General features: G+C 62.9%; 16 protein-coding genes. 6 read left to right on the forward strand and 10 right to left on the reverse strand.

Annotated elements, in window-relative coordinates:
* Positions 1–9 precede the first annotated feature (9 nt).
* From EN869_RS12515 to EN869_RS12530, 4 genes are all read right to left on the reverse strand, one after another.
* A complete protein-coding gene (locus EN869_RS12515) occupies positions 10–1293 on the reverse strand; it encodes an O-antigen ligase (protein WP_127229793.1) in 1284 nt (427 codons plus the stop codon).
* Positions 1294–1319: 26 nt separating this feature from the next.
* Positions 1320–2411 carry an acyltransferase gene (locus tag EN869_RS12520; RefSeq protein ID WP_127229794.1) on the reverse strand — a complete coding sequence of 364 codons (1092 nt, stop codon included), beginning with the start codon at positions 2409–2411 and terminating at the stop codon, positions 1320–1322.
* 118 nt (positions 2412–2529) lie between these two features.
* Positions 2530–3708, reverse strand: a complete 1179-nt coding sequence (locus tag EN869_RS12525; RefSeq protein WP_245489639.1) for a polysaccharide biosynthesis/export family protein — start codon at positions 3706–3708, stop codon at positions 2530–2532.
* A 184-nt stretch (positions 3709–3892) separates the two neighbouring features.
* Positions 3893–4570: a sugar transferase gene (locus EN869_RS12530; protein ID WP_127229796.1), complete on the reverse strand. Its 678-nt coding sequence runs from the start codon at positions 4568–4570 to the stop codon at positions 3893–3895.
* Between the two features lie 607 nt (positions 4571–5177).
* Between EN869_RS12530 and EN869_RS12535 the strand changes: the two genes are divergently transcribed.
* On the forward strand, positions 5178–5450 hold the full coding sequence (locus tag EN869_RS12535) for an exopolysaccharide production repressor exox (protein ID WP_127229797.1): 273 nt from the start codon (positions 5178–5180) through the stop codon (positions 5448–5450).
* Here the strand turns inward: EN869_RS12535 and EN869_RS12540 are convergent.
* The 6 genes from EN869_RS12540 to EN869_RS12565 all read right to left on the reverse strand — a co-directional run bounded on the left by EN869_RS12540 (position 5424) and on the right by EN869_RS12565 (position 11227).
* Positions 5424–7319: an ABC transporter ATP-binding protein gene (locus EN869_RS12540; RefSeq protein ID WP_127229798.1), complete on the reverse strand. Its 1896-nt coding sequence runs from the start codon at positions 7317–7319 to the stop codon at positions 5424–5426. The two genes, EN869_RS12535 and EN869_RS12540, sit on opposite strands and share 27 nt — an antisense overlap.
* An 8-nt stretch (positions 7320–7327) precedes the next feature.
* The gene (locus EN869_RS12545; RefSeq protein WP_127229799.1) at positions 7328–8302 is read right to left on the reverse strand and encodes a serine kinase; all 975 of its coding nucleotides are present in this window, start codon (positions 8300–8302) and stop codon (positions 7328–7330) included.
* The gene (locus tag EN869_RS12550) at positions 8299–10212 is read right to left on the reverse strand and encodes a lasso peptide isopeptide bond-forming cyclase (protein WP_127229800.1); all 1914 of its coding nucleotides are present in this window, start codon (positions 10210–10212) and stop codon (positions 8299–8301) included. Before EN869_RS12550 ends, EN869_RS12545 begins: the two co-directional genes overlap by 4 nt.
* 3 nt (positions 10213–10215) lie before the next feature.
* Positions 10216–10590: a lasso peptide biosynthesis B2 protein gene (locus tag EN869_RS12555; RefSeq protein ID WP_127229801.1), complete on the reverse strand. Its 375-nt coding sequence runs from the start codon at positions 10588–10590 to the stop codon at positions 10216–10218.
* A 25-nt stretch (positions 10591–10615) separates the two neighbouring features.
* Entirely contained in the window at positions 10616–10915 is a 300-nt protein-coding gene (locus EN869_RS12560) for a PqqD family protein (protein WP_127229802.1), read from the reverse strand.
* Between the two features lie 159 nt (positions 10916–11074).
* Complete coding sequence (locus tag EN869_RS12565) at positions 11075–11227, reverse strand: lasso RiPP family leader peptide-containing protein (RefSeq protein ID WP_127229803.1); 153 nt, start codon at positions 11225–11227, stop codon at positions 11075–11077.
* Between the two features lie 500 nt (positions 11228–11727).
* Between EN869_RS12565 and EN869_RS12570 the strand changes: the two genes are divergently transcribed.
* From EN869_RS12570 to EN869_RS12590, 5 genes are all read left to right on the forward strand, one after another.
* Positions 11728–12966: a nucleotidyltransferase family protein gene (locus tag EN869_RS12570; RefSeq protein ID WP_127229804.1), complete on the forward strand. Its 1239-nt coding sequence runs from the start codon at positions 11728–11730 to the stop codon at positions 12964–12966.
* A 22-nt stretch (positions 12967–12988) separates the two neighbouring features.
* Positions 12989–13999 (forward strand): glycosyltransferase family 2 protein, encoded by a 1011-nt coding sequence (locus tag EN869_RS12575; protein WP_127229814.1) that lies wholly within the window; start codon positions 12989–12991, stop codon positions 13997–13999.
* Positions 14000–14122: 123 nt separating this feature from the next.
* Entirely contained in the window at positions 14123–14500 is a 378-nt protein-coding gene (locus EN869_RS12580) for a hypothetical protein (RefSeq protein WP_127229805.1), read from the forward strand.
* 257 nt (positions 14501–14757) lie between these two features.
* Complete coding sequence (locus EN869_RS12585) at positions 14758–15516, forward strand: family 16 glycosylhydrolase (RefSeq protein WP_245489640.1); 759 nt, start codon at positions 14758–14760, stop codon at positions 15514–15516.
* Between the two features lie 130 nt (positions 15517–15646).
* A partial coding sequence (locus EN869_RS12590) for a 3-hydroxyacyl-CoA dehydrogenase NAD-binding domain-containing protein (protein ID WP_245512348.1) occupies positions 15647–15874 on the forward strand: 228 nt, incomplete at its 3' end.

The following is a 15874-nucleotide window of genomic DNA, read 5'->3' on the forward strand; positions in this document are numbered from 1 at the left end:
AGAAGACCCTTAGACCGGCGCCGGCATGCGACCATTGGCATGCCTCTCGTCTTCTGTGGGAATGGCCGCCCTGCGGCGCCGGAACGCCGGCAACGGGTTCAGCGTGAACAGGCCGTAATAGACGATGAAGGACGCCATGAAGTAAGGGCCGAGCATCTCGACCTCGAAGAAGGAGCGGATCAGCATCAGCCCGATCGCGCCGGCAAGCACCACCGAATCGGCGCTCCAGTCGCCGAACACAACTTTCGAGATGTGGCCGTAGAAAGCGCGCAGGATGACCAGCGCCAGCAGGGTGACGCCGATGAAGCCGATCTCGACCAGCGTCTCGACATAGGTGTTGTGGAAGTGGAAGCCGGAGCGGGTCGAGATATAGAATTCCGCCCACAGCCGCTCCGGATCGGCAAAGCCCTGCACCCAGTAGGCGGCGTAACCATAGCCGAGCAGCGGATGCTGCTGCGCCGCTTCCCAGCCCTGCTCCCAGAGATAGGTGCGGCCGGTGAGCGTCGAATCCTTGCCGAAGATGCCGAGCACGACATCCAGCAGGCCGAGGTTGAGCGCCGCGACCACGCCCGTCACCAGCGCGCCGGCGCCGACGATGAACAGCACGCGGCGATAACGCAGCGACAAGACCTTGGCCGCGGTGAGCAGCATCACGATGCCGATCACCGCCGGCAGCGAAGCCACCGACGTCGCCGAATGGGCGATTGCCAGTAGGTAGACCGACAAAAGCATGATCGGCGCGGTCCACACGAAGCCCAGCCAGTTGCGCCGGTAGAAGACCACAAAGGCAAGGCAGAAGAAGATGCCGAGCGAAGAGAAGAAGCCGATCTGGTTCTTGGAGCCGAAGGCGCCGACGAAATTGACCGTGCCGTCGAGCGTGTCGAGCGCGTAACCGCCGACTCCCAGTGAATAGAGCAGAACGAAGAAGATGCCGATCAGCGAACCGACCACCAGCGTGCGCGCACTGATGGTGCGCGCCGCGACATAGGCGCAGACGATATGCGAGGAATATTGCACCGCCGCGCGCGCGCTGATGCCCGCCGCCTGCGACCAGAAAACGGAGAGGCAGACATAGGTCGCAAGCAAGAGGGGCAGCCAGGCGCTAGATAGCTTCCAGGTGAAGCGCCGGTAGTCGACGAAGAGCAGCGGCAGCCAGACGGCGTAATAGGCGAGGATCAGGATCTGGCCGAAATTGGGCGAGTAGGCGAAGGCGATCGTCGAGACCGCGACGGCGAAAGTGCCGTAGGTCTCGTTGCGATCGGGATCGATCAGAATGGACTTCGGAATCATCATGCGGATTTTGTCCGTTGAGTCCTTCTCTAAGCCACGGCCCGGGCGCGCTGCATCTGCCTTTGCAGGAAGCGCCGCACCGGCTCGTCATAGATGCGCGTGGCAGCGTCGGCGATGACGATGACCGAGGCCGCCATCAAGATCCCGAACCAGGGATGATGCGCGAATGGATCGATCGAGAAAGCCTTGCCGGCTCCGGCGATGATCATCAGCATCGGCGTGTGGATGATGTAGATCGGATAGGAAATCCGACCGAGCCAGCCGTAAAAGCCAGACAGAAGCTGCGCCGTCGGCGCCATCGCGCCGGTCATCACCATGATCGGGAAGACGATGACGATCGCGGCAAGGTCGTAGACGACGCGCGCTCCGCCGGCCGGCGCAATGGCGAAGACGATGAGCGTGAGCAGGATCGCGCCTTCGACCCATACGCCGCGCCGCAGAAAGCCAAGGCTGCCCTGCCAGCGCGCAATCGAGCGGCAGAGCAGAACGCCGAGGAAGAACGAGAAGATCACGCGCGGCAGGCCGCTCAGGATCGTCTTGCCGGTCATGCCGAAGTCGAGCGTGCCGGCGAGCACCGAGGCGACGACGAGCAAGACGAGGCCGACGGCGACGATCCCCGTCAGCACGCGCCGCGACAGCAGGAAGAAGACCGCGACATAGGCGATGTTGACGATGAGCTCGAAGAACAGCGACCACGAAGCGGGATTGAGCGGAAAGATCGTGTGATAGGCATCGCTGACCAGCGGTATGAAGAACATGCCGGTCGTCAGCTGCATGCCGATCTCGGACAGCGGCATGTATTCCGCCGGCATCAGCCTGTTCTTGACCAGCAGGTAGAAGAAGCCGAGCAGCGTGCCTGCGAGATAGAGCGGATAAAGCCGGATCAGGCGGATGGCCAGGAACGTGCCGAAGCCCATGCCGTTCTCGATCTTGCGGTCATAGGCATGCGCGATGACGAAGCCGCTGAGCAGGAAGAACAGGTCGACCGCCAGATAGCTCGACGGCAGCACCTTGCCGTCGGCCAGGAACGGCGAGAAGTGGTACAGCATGACGCTGATCGCCGCCACGCCGCGGATGGCGTCGAGGTTCAGATAGACGTGACGCGGGGCTGCGGGCTGCATTTTATGCCTTCAAGCGGTCCAAAACAGATCGCCCGCCCGCGCCGTGACGCGAACGAGCCTGATGTATTCCTCCCGCCTCCGTTCCTCGATTCGCTTCGCGCAATCCGGCCAGGCGGCGCTACTGGCTGGCGGTCGGCGCCAGCTTCACCTTGATCACGTCGCCCGGCAGGATAGGCGTGTCTTCCTTGGCTTCGACCTCGCTGGTCTTGCCGTCGGCAACCCGCACCAGCGAATAGAGCAGCGTCGGTTCCTGGCCGCTGGTAAGCGACGCCGCCGTCGCCGGGTCCGATGCCTGCGCGATCAGGCCCTTCTGCATGCCGGCCTTCAACGTCGCCTCGTTCAGATCCGCCTCGGCCTGCTGACGATTGGCGGTCAGCGTGGAACTCAGCGAGTTCCTCGCATCGATGGCGTCCTGCTCGGCCTTGCTGATCGACTGCTTGGCGGTGAGGATGGCCGTCTCGTAGTCCAGGATCTTGCCCTGCAGGTCGGTGACTGACTGCTGCGAGGACAGCAATCGCGCGTTGGCGACCAGGCCTTTCTGCGCCAGCGGGCCAATGCTCTCGGCCTGCTTCTCGGCCAGATCGACCTGCTTCTGCTGATTCGCGATCTTTTTCTGCAGCGATTCGATTTCGGCCTGCAGGACACCCTTCAGATCATCGAGCTTATCAAGCTTCAGCTTCAGGGACTTCTGGTCAGAGACCAGGATAGCCGTTTCATCGGCGACGATGGTCGCCAGCCTCGGATCACTCTCGATTTCCTTGGGCACCTCGAAGGTCGTTTGTCCGGCGAGATCAGCGTCGATCCTGGCGCGCTTGACGAGCAGGCGGATACGCTGATCGTCAACGATATCGTAGCTGCCCTTGGCGGTGATGAGATCCTTGGCGAGCTGGGGGCCATAGTCTGCATTGCGCCGGATGCCGCCGGCAATGCTCACAGCCTTGAGCACGGTCAAGTCGGGCACGAAGGGAAACTGGCCGGGATTCTGGACTTCACCCGAAATGTAGAAGGGCCGGAACTGCGCCATCTCGACCGAGGCTTCCGGCTTGTCGGGCAGCGCCAGCTTGCGCTGGAGCGCGAGCCCTATCGCCGAAGCGATCTCGGCCGTCGTCTTGCCGGCGGCCTGCAGGCTGCCGACGAACGGCACCGAGAGCGTCCCGCCCGGGCCAACCGAATATTCGCCATTGATGGCCGACCAGTCTCGGAAGGTGCCGTCGACCGTCTGCCATTCGGCAACGCGAATGTTGAGCTTGTCCTGCGGGCCGAGCTGGTAATCGCCGGCGGCCGCCAGATGCGGCATGGCCAGGGACGCTGCAAGCAAGATGCCCGCGAAGCGGGCAGGGGCTTTGGATATGAGACTGCAGGCGAAAGGCAGTCCGAAGAGGTATTTTGTCAAATGAACGTTTCCGATCCGCTTTGGCCCCATCCGCCCGATGAGATCACTGCCGGATGCCCGCCCCGCCTTCGCGGGGCAGGCCCGTCGGTCAATAACTGCCGCGCGACATCCACACGGCAGGAACAGTCTTGAAGATGATGCGAATGTCCTGGAACATCGACCAGTTCTCGACATAGTGGCGGTCGAAGGCGACGCGCGTGTCATAGGACACGTCGTTGCGCCCGCTCACCTGCCACAGCCCGGTGAGGCCGGGACGCGACTTCAGATAGTAGACCGCCGCACTGCCATAAATCTCCAGCTCGTCGCGCACGACCGGGCGCGGGCCGACAAGGCTCATATCACCCTGCAGGATGTTGAGGATTTGCGGCAGCTCGTCGAGACTGAGCTTGCGAAGCACCTGGCCGACGCGGGTGACGCGCGGATCGTTCTTCAGCTTGCGCGTCGCGATCCATTCGGCATTGGCTTCCGGATTGGCAGCCAGATACGCGGCAAGCACGCGCTCGCCATCCGTCACCATGGTGCGGAATTTGAGGCAGGAGAAAATCCTGCCGCCACGGCCGATACGCTTGTGGCCGTAGAAGATCGGACCGTTGTCCGAAAGCTTGACCAGCAGCGCAACCATCAGGAAAAGCGGGCTGAGCAGAATCAGGCCCGCGACCGAACCGGCGATATCGAAACTGCGTTTGAGCAGACCACCGATTGGGGGTGGAAAATCAACGCCGACCTGCGCAAAACCCGCATTAGCCGACTTGGCGACGTCCCTCATGCAGAAGCTCCATACGTTGAACGGATGGTTTACGGCAAGATATCAAAAAAATGCTGCAGCGCAACACACAATTTCCCATCCCGCTGAAATGTTCACGTCATGAATTGACTAAATATTAAACGCGGCTTGCCCAAATTTTCGCCTTTGTGGCGTGTTTGTGACAAGGTGAGGGAAAACCAGGAAAATGTAGTCTACCTTTTGGGCCATTTTTGGACATTGCATTCTTTGCTGCAGAAGAAACGCGGTTGCATGCCGCTGGCAGCACTCGCACAGGTAAGTTATTCGGGTAAAATACTAATCAAAGTCGTGGGTTTTACTAGGGCTGCAGAGGCCCCGTTGAATAGCTGACGGCACCGGAGTGTGCGACGCACCATGCCAGAGTCGATCTCGTAAAAACGTTGGAAACCATACCTGTCGGGCCTTGCTGCAGACCCCTCGCCTTAATAGAGTCGCAAATTGTTCCTGTCATAGTCTGCATGGGTAAGGAAGGCCGGAAGCAACCGGCCGGATTGGGCAGCCATAAAAAGCTCTTTGGCGCAACGGGGAGTTACGCGGGTGGGTAAGTCGCAGCTTCTGCATGCTCGTATCGGTTGAGGGGCCGGCGATCATGTCTCTGCCAAAATTCATCATAGGCATGATGTTCGCTCTCGCGATCGTCATCGGCTGGTCGTATTTCGACGGCGCATCGCCCGGCACCATCCTCCTTCGCGCCATCATCTGCGCCGCCATCATCCAGGCGGGTTATTTCCTTCTGGTCTTTGCCATGATCGGCAAGGCAACGCCGACTTCGGCCGACAAGATCCGCGAAGCCGAGCGCGGGGCAATCCTGAACAAGGTCGCTGACGGCGAAAAGCTAAGCGCCAGACGCAGCCTCCACTGATCGTTCGGCTGGTGCCGGGACCAGTCCCGTTTCGACCGATGGCGCGCTTGCGCGCTCGGCTTGCTCGCCGGACAGCATCCTGGCAAGGCGGCTGCCGGCCTTTGCCTTGAGCCGCTGGTATTGCCCGACCTCGACGATGCGCCCGTTCTCGATGGCCACGACCCAGTCGGCAAAGGCGATCATCGATGGCCGGTGCGCGATCGTCAAAATTGTCATCTGGCCGCGCAGCGCCTCGATCGATTGAGCGATCAGCGACTGATTCTGCCAGTCGAGCGCGCTCGTCGCTTCGTCGAGGATAAGCAGCGACGGTTCGCGCAGCAGCGCCCGCGCCAAGGCGATGCGTTGCCGCTCGCCGCCGGAAAGCCGGACGCCGCGGTCGCCCACCACCGTCTCCAGCCGCAATGCCAGCCGCTCGACGAAATCGGCTGCATGGGCGTTGCGCAGCGCCGTCCAGAGCGCATCGTCGCTGGCCCCGGGCGCGGCAAGGCGCAGATTGGCGGCGATGGTGTCGTGCAGCAGGAACACGTCCTGCGGAACATAGGCGACCCTATCGCGCCAGGCCCTGCGATTTTGTGCCGTGATTTCCACGCCGTCGGCCAGGATGCGGCCATTGGTGGGTTCGAGCAGGCCGAGCAGCATGTCGGCGATCGTGCTCTTGCCTGAACCGGAAGGGCCGATCAGCGCCGTCACCTTGCCGGCCGGCAGGCCGAAGGTGATATCGCTGACCACCGGTCTTCCGTCGCCCTCGCCATAGGCGAACGACACATCGCGGATGTTGAGGCCGTTGTCGAGCGACAGTTTTGCGCCCTGCTCGGCCATGTTCTCTTCCGGCTCGCGTTCGGCATCGAAGCGGGCCTGGAGGCTTTGCATCGAAGCGTAGGCCGGCAGGTTGATCAGCACCTGCTGGGTTTGCAACTGCATGTCCATGAAGCGCGGCGCGACCCGCATGAAGACCAGAAGCAGCACGACGATCTCCGCCAGCGACAGGTGGAAGCGAACCAGCGCGATATAGATGAACAGGCTGAGCCCGATGACGCTCGCCACCTGGAACAGGGCGGTGCCGAGCGAGGAGTTGCGGACAAAGGCGATGTTGTCGGCCTTCATCCTGTCCAGCGTCGCGCCGAGCTCGGCAAAGTAGCTTGCCTCGACATTCAGGCTTTTTGCCACCTTGATGCCGCCGATGAACTCGGAGACCGTATGATACTGGTCCTGGCGATTGCCGGTCAGCGTGCGGCCATAGGCGCTGGCGCGCGCCCGGAACGGCCGCAGCGCGACCAGCAGCACCAGGCCGACGAGCATGGCGAAGGACGTCATCACCGGCGAGATGAACAGCGATACGACGAGATAGCCGGTCAGCAGCAGCGTCGCCTGGGTCAGCATCAGCAGCGAGAAGGCGGCCACCTGCACGCGGTCGACGTCGCCGTTCAGCGCATGGTCGAGATCGGAGCTGCGGATGCGGGTGAAGACCCCCCAGCGCGCCTTGCCGATGCTTTCGAACAGGTTCATGCGCACGCGGTTGACGAAATCATAGAGCAGCCGCGCCATGTAGACCGACTTGAAGCGGTTGAACGTCGCCTGCAGCGCCACCAAAGTGACAAGCAGGCAAAGCACCGCGGCCAGCGACAGCGTTCCGCCGGGCACCAGCCAATGCAAGGCCTCCGGCACCCGTACCGCATAATCCTGCTCGGCCTTGCCGATCAGGCGCAGCAGCGGAACGAGCAGCAGGATCGACATGCCTTCGGTGAGACTCCCGAGGATCAGGAAGGTCAGCGCCGTCGCCGTGCGCCGCCCGCCGACATGCGCCATCATGGCGCCGAAGCCGGCGACGTCCCGAAACAGCGACAGGCGAAGCTTGGAGGACCAGCCCATGTCGCGGCTCACCTCGTCCCCGACACCAGATCGGCTTCGATCGCGGCGACCGCTTCATCGATCCGGTCGAGCCCGGTGGGCACTTCGAGGCGGCCGACGCCGACCTGCCCGGCAATTAGCGCGCATTGGCGAAGATGCGCGGCGGCGACATCGTCCGGCAGCGCCTGTCGGCCGAACCGCGTGATATAGGAGAATTTAAGGATCGCCGGCAGCGCGGCGGTGCCGGTCATTGGCGAGATCGCCGCCCGCTCGCCGCGCTCGAGCATATAGAGGCGCGATACCGGAACGGCTTCGGCGGCAAATCCGTCGCGCAGCCGATGCTGTGCCTTGTCGATTTGCGGATGCACTTGCGGCCGCACGTCCGCCTGATCGAGGCGGATGGCGCCGGCTGCATCTGCGGCGAGTTTGAGCTGCGGAAATCCGGGCAGGATCATCGGCCGGTCCGGATCGGACAAATCCAGCGCCACGACATCGTCGCTCAAGAGCCGATGGCCGGCGCGGATCATCGCGCCCGCCGTCGTCGACTTGCCGGCGCCCTTGTCGCCCATGAAGATCACGCTCTTGCCGCCGACGGCAATGGCGCTGGCATGCAGCACGAGCAACCCGCGCTGATGCAGGGCAAGCGCCATCACCGGCCCGAGCAGCGGAAAGGCGAGCAGCGGATCGTCGATCCCCGGCGCTGGATCGACGTCGATCCGACTGGCGGCGCTGATCATGAAGCTGCCGACCGCCTGCCATGCAAGATATTGCCGCGTCGGCTCAAAGCGAAAAGCCGTGGCGCCCTGCGGCGCGGCCTCGGGAAAGTCGACCGGCCCAACCGCGATTTCGAGGTCCGGCGCCGCCGGCGTCGTCGGCTCCAGTTCCGGCAGGGCCACCTCCGAGCTGACGATCAGCCCGTAGGCCTTGTAGAAATGGCGGACGCGTGCGCTGGGCGTTTCGGTGTCGGGCTTTGGCCGCGCAAGGGAAGCGATCGGAAGATTCATGCCGGGCTTCCCTGGACTTGCCGCAGCCACAGCGACAGCGACACGGAGCGCCAGACATGCTGGACATCCGGCAGCGTCGCTTGCTCAGGCCGGCGCAGAATGCGGTCATAGACCGCGTTCACTTCCGGCAGATTGACATAGGGCGCGATCCGCTCGCTGTCCGATATTAGCAGTCGGTCCAGAAGCTCGCGGTGGTTGCCGAGCATGCCATTGACCAGGCTGGCGGTGAAATCGATCTTGTCGCGCCGCCATTGCACCGCCGGCGGCAGAACACCTTGCATGGCCCGGCGCAGCACATGGCGGCCGAAGCCGTCCTTGAGCTTTTCCTCGCCCGGCAGCGACAGGCAGAATTCGACGAGCGGCTTGTCCCAGAACGGATAGCGGGGCTCGACGCCGAAATTGGCGGCGGCCTTGTCGAGCACTTCGAAGGCATGCGGCACCAGCCCGCTGGAGAGCAGCCAGCGATGCGTCAGCGCTTCGCTGGCGCGGACGGCGGTGGGCATGTAGCCGCTGCGATGAAAACGCTCGGCAAGATCGGTTCGCCTGGCGAGATCCGGATTGACCACACCCGCCCAGGCGATCCGCCGCGCTGGCGACGGCCCGTGCCGCATCCTCCCGACAAGGCGTTTGGCCATCGCCCTCATCCTGGCGATTCGCCAGGCCGGCCCATAGATGGTCAGGAACTTGAAATAGAGGGAAAGCATGCCTTCGCCATAGGTGTTGGCGGCGCTGCGCAATTCGCGCCACAACTCCAGCCACCTGCCGGCATTTGCGAGCTCGTGCAGATGCCCATGGCCCTGCGAGACGACCTCGTCGCCGCCATGCCCGTCGAGAAGCACCCTGACGCCCTTGGCGCCAGCCGTGCGGTAAAGGTCACGCGTCAAGGACAAGCCGGGCGCCAGGAACGTGCCTTCCTGCTCTTCCAGGATGCGCTCGAGCTCCGCGAAGGGCGCGTAATTGCCGACAGCGATTAGCGTGGCGTCGAGCGGATTGCCGTCGAGCACGGCATCGATGAACGGCTTCTCGTCCATCGACGAACCCTTGTCGAAGACCAGCGAGAAGGTCCTGAGCTTCAGGTTGCGCTTGGCCGCCGCGCGAAGACCCGCAACGCAAGCGATCGAGGACGAATCGAGGCCGCCGCTCAGCATGGCGCCGATGGCCTGCGTGCCGCGCATCCGATTCTCCACCGATTGCGCGAAAAGGTGCCTGAATTCTTCGGCTGCGTCGCGGCGCGCCGGCCGCTGCGACGGCTCGATCTGCCAGTAGCGCCGCAGCACCACCTGATGGTCCGCGACGATCATGCTGTGCCGCGCCGGCAGGCGGAAGATTTCAGCGTAGGGTGTCGCCTGCGGATCATCCGGCAAGCCGGCGAGGAAGCCGGAAATCTGATGCTCGCTGAGGCGTCTGCCGACGCCGTCCAGCGCCAGGATCGGCCTCATCTCCGAGGCGAACGCGAAGCGCCCGTCGGTCGAATGGTAGTAGAAGGGTTTGACGCCGAAGTGGTCGCGCGCGCAAAACAGCGCCTGGCGCTCGCTGTCCCATATCGCGAAAACGAAATCGCCTTGAAGATAGGTCGGACAAGCCTCGCCCCATTTGAGGTAGGCTCGCATGATAAGCACCGCGTCGGCGATCGACCGGTCGCGTGAGCCCAGCCGCGCCAGAAGCTCGTCGCGATTGTCCAGCCTGCAATCGGCGGTGATGGCGAGCCTGCCGCCGGCCATCGTCAGCGGGCCGGGGCCATCCTCACCGGTCGTGTCGAGCCAGGCGTGGCCGAGCGCCACGCTGCCGTCCGTCCACCATGAGCTGCCGTCACGGGCGCGGTGGCGCATGTGCGAAAGCATCTCTTGGATATCGCCGGTCGCGGCGGGCCGGCCGTTGTCGCTATGCACAATTCCGGCGACGCCGCTCATCGGTCACGACCCATGGTCGACGAGATGGGCAAATCCGTTGATCGAGCCGCCAAGCACGATGTGGTTGCCGCTCATCAGCCAGGCATGCGCCTTGAGCTCGCTGCCCGTTCCCTTTTCGATGCCGATGCTGATTTTCGAGGCGCTGCCCTGGCGGGCGAGCAGATATTGCCCGGCCAGCGCCTGGGTGAGGCAGGTGGCGCCCGGCACGAACCGCGCTGCGGCGGCTACGCCCCAGGCGACGCGCCGCAGGTCGCCGACGCTGGCATCGCGTTTGGCATCCAGCCTTGTCACCAGGGCGCGGACACGGTTGTAGGAGGAGAGCGCCAACGCGAGCCGCACCGCGCTCACCACCGTCAGGCAGTGCGCCAGAAACAGCATCTCCCGTCCGCTCAGCGAGCGGAGCCTAGACCAGTTCCTCACTGTGGAGCCTCGCAAGCCCTGCTTCGGTCAGCCCCTTCAGCAAGCCTTCGACATCGGCCTTGCAGCGCTCGGCATCGACATTGTAGCGCGCAAGCACGGCGCTGCGGACATCGAGGATCGATCGCGGCTCCTGGATCTGCTCCCAGATAAAGGCGCCGACGCTGTTCAGGCTGTAATAGACGTTGGATTTGAGGTGGAGCAGCGCCAGTCCGGCGCCGAATTCGCAAGCCACCGCCTCGCTGGTCGCGACCACGCGGTCATGGTCCGAAGGGTTCCAGTGCATCCTAAAACCTCGTTGCTGGGTCCGCCGCGCCCTTATGCTTTTACCCTGGATCGGTTGCCGCGATCCCGGGGGCAGGAAGCCGGGGGACAACGCCCCCCGGCTCACCTTTTGGAGGACATCCGGAGCCCCAACCTAGACACCCGGATGCACCTGTAAGCTTTAGGAGAACGTCAGCTCGCCGATCGGCGTGTGCGCGGGAAAGCTCGCATCCAGCGCCGTCGTGCCAGCACCGCCCTGCGTGATCGTTTCAATCGAACCGTGAACCGTCAGGCTGGGGGTCTCGTACTCATGCTTTTCAACATTCTGTTCCATTTTACTCTCCACTTAAGGACTGGAAGCGGCTGCAGAATGCCGCCAGCATATTGCTATGCTGCAATGCAATTGCTGCATGGCAACATTCATGAGTCAAGCGTGATTCACCAAGCATTAATCAATTCTTGGTTGCGCTCGTTTTCGTTGGCGATCAAGCCTTGAGGAACGCTATCGTACCCCCCAACCAAGCTGGAATTCAACCGCAGGTCATCGCCGTTCAACTAAGCGTTTGATTTATTTATGATAATTTTCTGAATAAGAAAGCCGTTTCGCAATTGCGAAGTATTTGCTGCAGGAAATCGCCGTTTTACGGCCCGCCGGAGCATCTCCGAAGTTGTCTTCAAAAGTGATTGCACGTGAGCTCATTTTGAAAGCTGGGGTTGCATAAAAGAAGCGTCTCCGGCCGCACCATAGGCGATTGCGATAATTTTTTCGGTGTTTTTCTTCGCAGTTGCGATATAAACGCCTCGGGCGGCATTTTGCGGAGAACGACATCGGGCATGGCGATGCAGGATGGCTCGTATGAAAGGCTGCGTGCCGCCGGCTGTGCCGATGAAGTCGCCTATGTGCAGGCCTGTCTGAGGCTGTTTTTCGCGCAGGGTGCCAACGACGTCGACGATACCATCGCCAGCCGGGCCGACATGCCTGTGTCGGCAATCCCGGCGGCCCCGGCCCCGGAAATCTCCGCGGCCGATGTCGCCGACATCGCCAGGCTGAACAAGGTCGGCGTCTTCCTGCTCAAGGCGCTCCAGCGGGCGCCGGCCGAGGCGAACCCTCACGGTTTGCTTGGCTGGCTCGACGGCTACCGCCGGCGCACCATGGCGATGAATGTCGCCTGCCTTGGCGATTCGATAGCGATAGACCGCGTGCTGCGCGAAAGGCGGGTCGACTTTGTCTTCCTCAAGGGGCCGCTGCAGCAGCATCTGCTCTATGGCGACCATTTCATGAAGCCTTCCGGCGATGTCGACATACTGGTTTCGCCGGCGAGCTTCGCCGCGGCCCGCGAGGCATTGCGCATGATCGGCTACGAAATTGCCGGCAAGTCGCGTTCGGTCTGGTGGGTACGCTTCCTCGGCGAGCAGCATATGGTTCGCGAGGATGGCGCGAGGTCCTCGACGGTCGACCTCCACCACCGGCTGCAGCAGCCGGGTTCGCCGAGCCCGCGCGACACGGACGGCTTCCTGCGCCGCAAGCGTGAAGTCGAGGTGGCCGGCGCCGCCATGCCGATCACCTCGGCGGCCGACACCTTGCTCTTGTCCTCGATCAGCGTCGCCAAGGCCTTCTTCAATCGCGAGCCTTGCGCCGGCTATGTCTGCGATGTCAGGGCCAGCGCCAGCCGTCTGAGCGAAGCCGAGGAGCAGATGGTGCTCGACCACGCCGCCGGACAGGGTCTGACCGACACGCTGCTTTTGGGATTGCGCGCCGCCGACGTGCTGCTTGGCGCCGCCGGCACGCTGCTTTCGCGGCGCGCCGCCCGCATTCTGGCGCGCATCGACAATGCCGATCTCTTCCACATGGTGGTTGCGCCGTGGCTGGCATCGCTGCGCTGGCCGCAGCGCCGCCATGTGCTTTGGGAACTGTGCGGCCGCGAGCCGGTCCGGTACCTGGCCGAAGCCGGTTGGGCGGCCTCCGCCGACCTCAGCCGGCGCATCTTCGAGCGCCCGGTCCCTGTCGGGCCCGCGCGCGGCGACATTATCAAGATCACGGGCGGGGCAGCCACTCATGCAAGCGAAAGGTGAACCCATGCCCGTGACGAAGCCCATGACGAGCCAGGGGGTCTGCGTCATCATCGCCGCACGCAATGCGGCGCGCACGATACCCGCCGCCATCGCTTCGGCGCTGCGCCAGCCGGAAGTCGCCGAAGTCGTCGTGGTCGACGACGCTTCCACCGACGACACCCGGGATGTGGCTTTGGCCGCCGACGACGGCAGCGGCCGGCTTGCCGTCATCCGTTTCGACGTCAATCGCGGTCCGTCTTCCGCCCGCAACGCCGCCATCCGGACTTCCAGGTCGCCCTTCATCAGCATTCTCGATGCCGACGATTTCTTCCTCGAGGGCCGCTTTCGCAGGCTCTTCGCCAGCACAGACTGGGATTTCGCCGCCGACAACATCATGCTGATTCGCGATGATGCCGCGACCGACCTCGCCAAGGTTACCGCACCCGCTTTCGCGGCCGATCCGGAATTTCTCGATTTCGAGCGCTTCATCGACGGCAACATCTCGCGCCGCCGCGTCCGGCGCGGCGAGCTCGGCTTCCTCAAGCCGGTGATCAGCCGGGCCTTTCTTGAGCAGCATGGACTGACTTACGATGAAAGCCTGCGTCTTGGCGAAGATTACGAGCTCTATGCGCGCGCCGTCGCCTGCGGGGCGCGGTTCAAGATCATCAAGTCCTGCGGCTATGGCGCGATCGTGCGCGCCGATTCGCTGAGTGGCCGCCACAGGACGCAGGATCTGAAGCGTCTTGCCGATGCCGATCTGGCGCTGCTTCAGATCGACAGCCTTCCCGAGAGCTCGAAGGCCGCGTTGCGGCGCCACGAGCGGCATGTCCGCGACAAATACCGGCTGCGCAACTTCCTCGACGTCAAAGCCGAGCGCGGCCTGGCGTCGGCCGCGGCTTACGCCTTCGCCAGCCAGTCGAATCTGATCCCGATCGTTCGCGGCGTCGCCAACGACAAGCTCGATGCGCTGTTCCGCCGCACCGGGATTGCTGCACGCCAGCAAATTCCGCCGATGCGCTTCCTGATGACGGCAACCAGTGCCGCAAACGAGTGATGCCCATCGTCTCCGAAGCCACCGGCCCTCAAAAAATCCGCATTCGCAAAACTATGATATTGCCTAGTCGCTGCGGTGATGGCAGTCTATGTTGCAAGGCAGCAATTTCGAAAGGCCGATAGGATGGCTTCGATTTTTGGCTTCAGATCCCGGGATCCGGCTCGCGACCGGAACACCGATCTTCAGCGTTTCGATCGGCTGGCGAAGCTGTTCGACCAGGTCGCGGCCGAGATCGAGGCGGAGAAAATCGGGCTGGAGAATCGTTATAAGTCGACGGCCGCCAACGCGGCGTTCCTGGTCGAGGCGATGGAGAATGGTTCGGCGTCGGCCAGCAAGGGATCGGATGTCAGCGCGATGACGAGTTCGATCCTGAACTGCGAGCGACGCATTGCGGAGCTGGCTCGTCAGAAAGGGCTGATCAAGGAGCTGCGTCATTCGCTCGACGCGATCGTCGAGGATGGTTCCGAACGGTCAGCTGCGCAGAACGCGGCAAGAGGCTGACGGCACCTTAAGGTGCCGTCATCGGTACGAGACACAAGAGGAGTTCAAGAGGGCGCAGGATCAGAATCGGCTCGCTCACGCGGGCCAAGGATGACTTTGGGTTGGGCGGACAACACAAAGGTGAGTTTGTTATGAACGCAGATCCCAGCAACACCTCCATCGTGGAGGCTTGCGCATTGTCGCATACGCCACGGAATGGATTGAAAAGCCTGCGGCTCGGTGTGTTCGGCGCCCTGTTTGCGATCGCGGCAACGCTAATGGCGAGCCTGCATCCCGTGCACGCGGAGGAGGCGCAACAGGACGTGCAAAGCGCGCCGTCCTTCGTCGACAATTTCTCGAATTTCGACCGGTCCCGCTGGTTCGTCTCGGACGGCTGGACCAATGGCGCCCATCAGAACTGCACCTGGTCGAAGGATCTCGTACGGCTCTCCGACGGCGTGCTTTCGCTGGGCTTTGAAAAGCGCAAACTGAAGGACCGCGAGTTCGCCTGCGCCGAGATCCAGACCAAGCAGCGCTACGGTTACGGTGTCTACGAGGCGCGGATGAAGACTGGTACCGGCTCCGGCCTCAACGCCGCTTTCTTCTCCTATATCGGCCCGCAGGACAAACAGCCTTGGGATGAGATCGATTTCGAGGTCCTCACCAAGGACCCGTCGAAGGTGCAGGTCAACAGCTACATCCAGGGCAAGCCGAAGAACGGCAAGCTGGTCGACGTCGAAGGCGGCGCCGACAAGGGCTTCAACGATTATGGCTTCGTCTGGGAGAAGGACCGGCTGCGCTGGTACGTAAACGGCAAACTCGTCCATGAAGTGACCAATCCGGACGAACTGCCGAAGCATTCGCAGAAAATTTTCTTCAGCCTCTGGGGAAGCGACAAGCTGACCAACTGGATGGGCGCCTTCACCGATCCCGGCAGCAAGGTGACCATGGAGGTCAAGCGCGTCGCCTTTACCGCTCTGGGCCAGCCATGCCAGTTCCCGGAATCGCTGGCATGCAGCATAAGTAACAGCAACTAGGGCATGATCCCGAACCGAAACTGGTTTTTCGGGTAAGATCAAGCCGAACCAACTGGGCCGTTAGGCCTGGGGGACATCTGAACCGGCCGGACCGCTTTTGTGGCCCGGCCTTTGACAGGAATAGAACCGAATGAATTTGACGGTGTTTGGGATTGGCTATGTCGGTCTCGTCCAGGCGGCGGTGCTTGCCGAGGTTGGCCACGAGGTGGTGTGCGTCGATATCGACGAGACGAAGGTGGAGCGGCTCAACCAGGGTTTGATCCCGATTTTCGAACCGGGCCTCGAAAGCCTCGTCAAGGAAAACCACGCGGCCGGACGTATCCGCTTCACCACTGATGCGGCCGCGGCGGTCAGGCAT

The organism is Mesorhizobium sp. M2D.F.Ca.ET.226.01.1.1, from assembly GCF_004022705.2.
GTDB lineage: Bacteria > Pseudomonadota > Alphaproteobacteria > Rhizobiales > Rhizobiaceae > Mesorhizobium.

What these genes read in the sequence shown, in the direction of transcription:
- EN869_RS12515 (WP_127229793.1), bottom strand. Translation starts at nt 1,293, where the DNA reads ATGATGATTCCGAAGTCCATTCTGATCGATCCCGATCGCAACGAGACC.
- EN869_RS12520 (WP_127229794.1), bottom strand. Translation starts at nt 2,411, where the DNA reads ATGCAGCCCGCAGCCCCGCGTCACGTCTATCTGAACCTCGACGCCATC.
- EN869_RS12525 (WP_245489639.1), bottom strand. Translation starts at nt 3,708, where the DNA reads ATGCCGCATCTGGCGGCCGCCGGCGATTACCAGCTCGGCCCGCAGGAC.
- EN869_RS12530 (WP_127229796.1), bottom strand. Translation starts at nt 4,570, where the DNA reads ATGAGGGACGTCGCCAAGTCGGCTAATGCGGGTTTTGCGCAGGTCGGC.
- EN869_RS12535 (WP_127229797.1), top strand. Translation starts at nt 5,178, where the DNA reads ATGTCTCTGCCAAAATTCATCATAGGCATGATGTTCGCTCTCGCGATC.
- EN869_RS12540 (WP_127229798.1), bottom strand. Translation starts at nt 7,319, where the DNA reads ATGGGCTGGTCCTCCAAGCTTCGCCTGTCGCTGTTTCGGGACGTCGCC.
- EN869_RS12545 (WP_127229799.1), bottom strand. Translation starts at nt 8,302, where the DNA reads ATGAATCTTCCGATCGCTTCCCTTGCGCGGCCAAAGCCCGACACCGAA.
- EN869_RS12550 (WP_127229800.1), bottom strand. Translation starts at nt 10,212, where the DNA reads ATGAGCGGCGTCGCCGGAATTGTGCATAGCGACAACGGCCGGCCCGCC.
- EN869_RS12555 (WP_127229801.1), bottom strand. Translation starts at nt 10,590, where the DNA reads ATGCTGTTTCTGGCGCACTGCCTGACGGTGGTGAGCGCGGTGCGGCTC.
- EN869_RS12560 (WP_127229802.1), bottom strand. Translation starts at nt 10,915, where the DNA reads ATGCACTGGAACCCTTCGGACCATGACCGCGTGGTCGCGACCAGCGAG.
- EN869_RS12565 (WP_127229803.1), bottom strand. Translation starts at nt 11,227, where the DNA reads ATGGAACAGAATGTTGAAAAGCATGAGTACGAGACCCCCAGCCTGACG.
- EN869_RS12570 (WP_127229804.1), top strand. Translation starts at nt 11,728, where the DNA reads ATGGCGATGCAGGATGGCTCGTATGAAAGGCTGCGTGCCGCCGGCTGT.
- EN869_RS12575 (WP_127229814.1), top strand. Translation starts at nt 12,989, where the DNA reads ATGACGAGCCAGGGGGTCTGCGTCATCATCGCCGCACGCAATGCGGCG.
- EN869_RS12580 (WP_127229805.1), top strand. Translation starts at nt 14,123, where the DNA reads ATGGCTTCGATTTTTGGCTTCAGATCCCGGGATCCGGCTCGCGACCGG.
- EN869_RS12585 (WP_245489640.1), top strand. Translation starts at nt 14,758, where the DNA reads ATGGCGAGCCTGCATCCCGTGCACGCGGAGGAGGCGCAACAGGACGTG.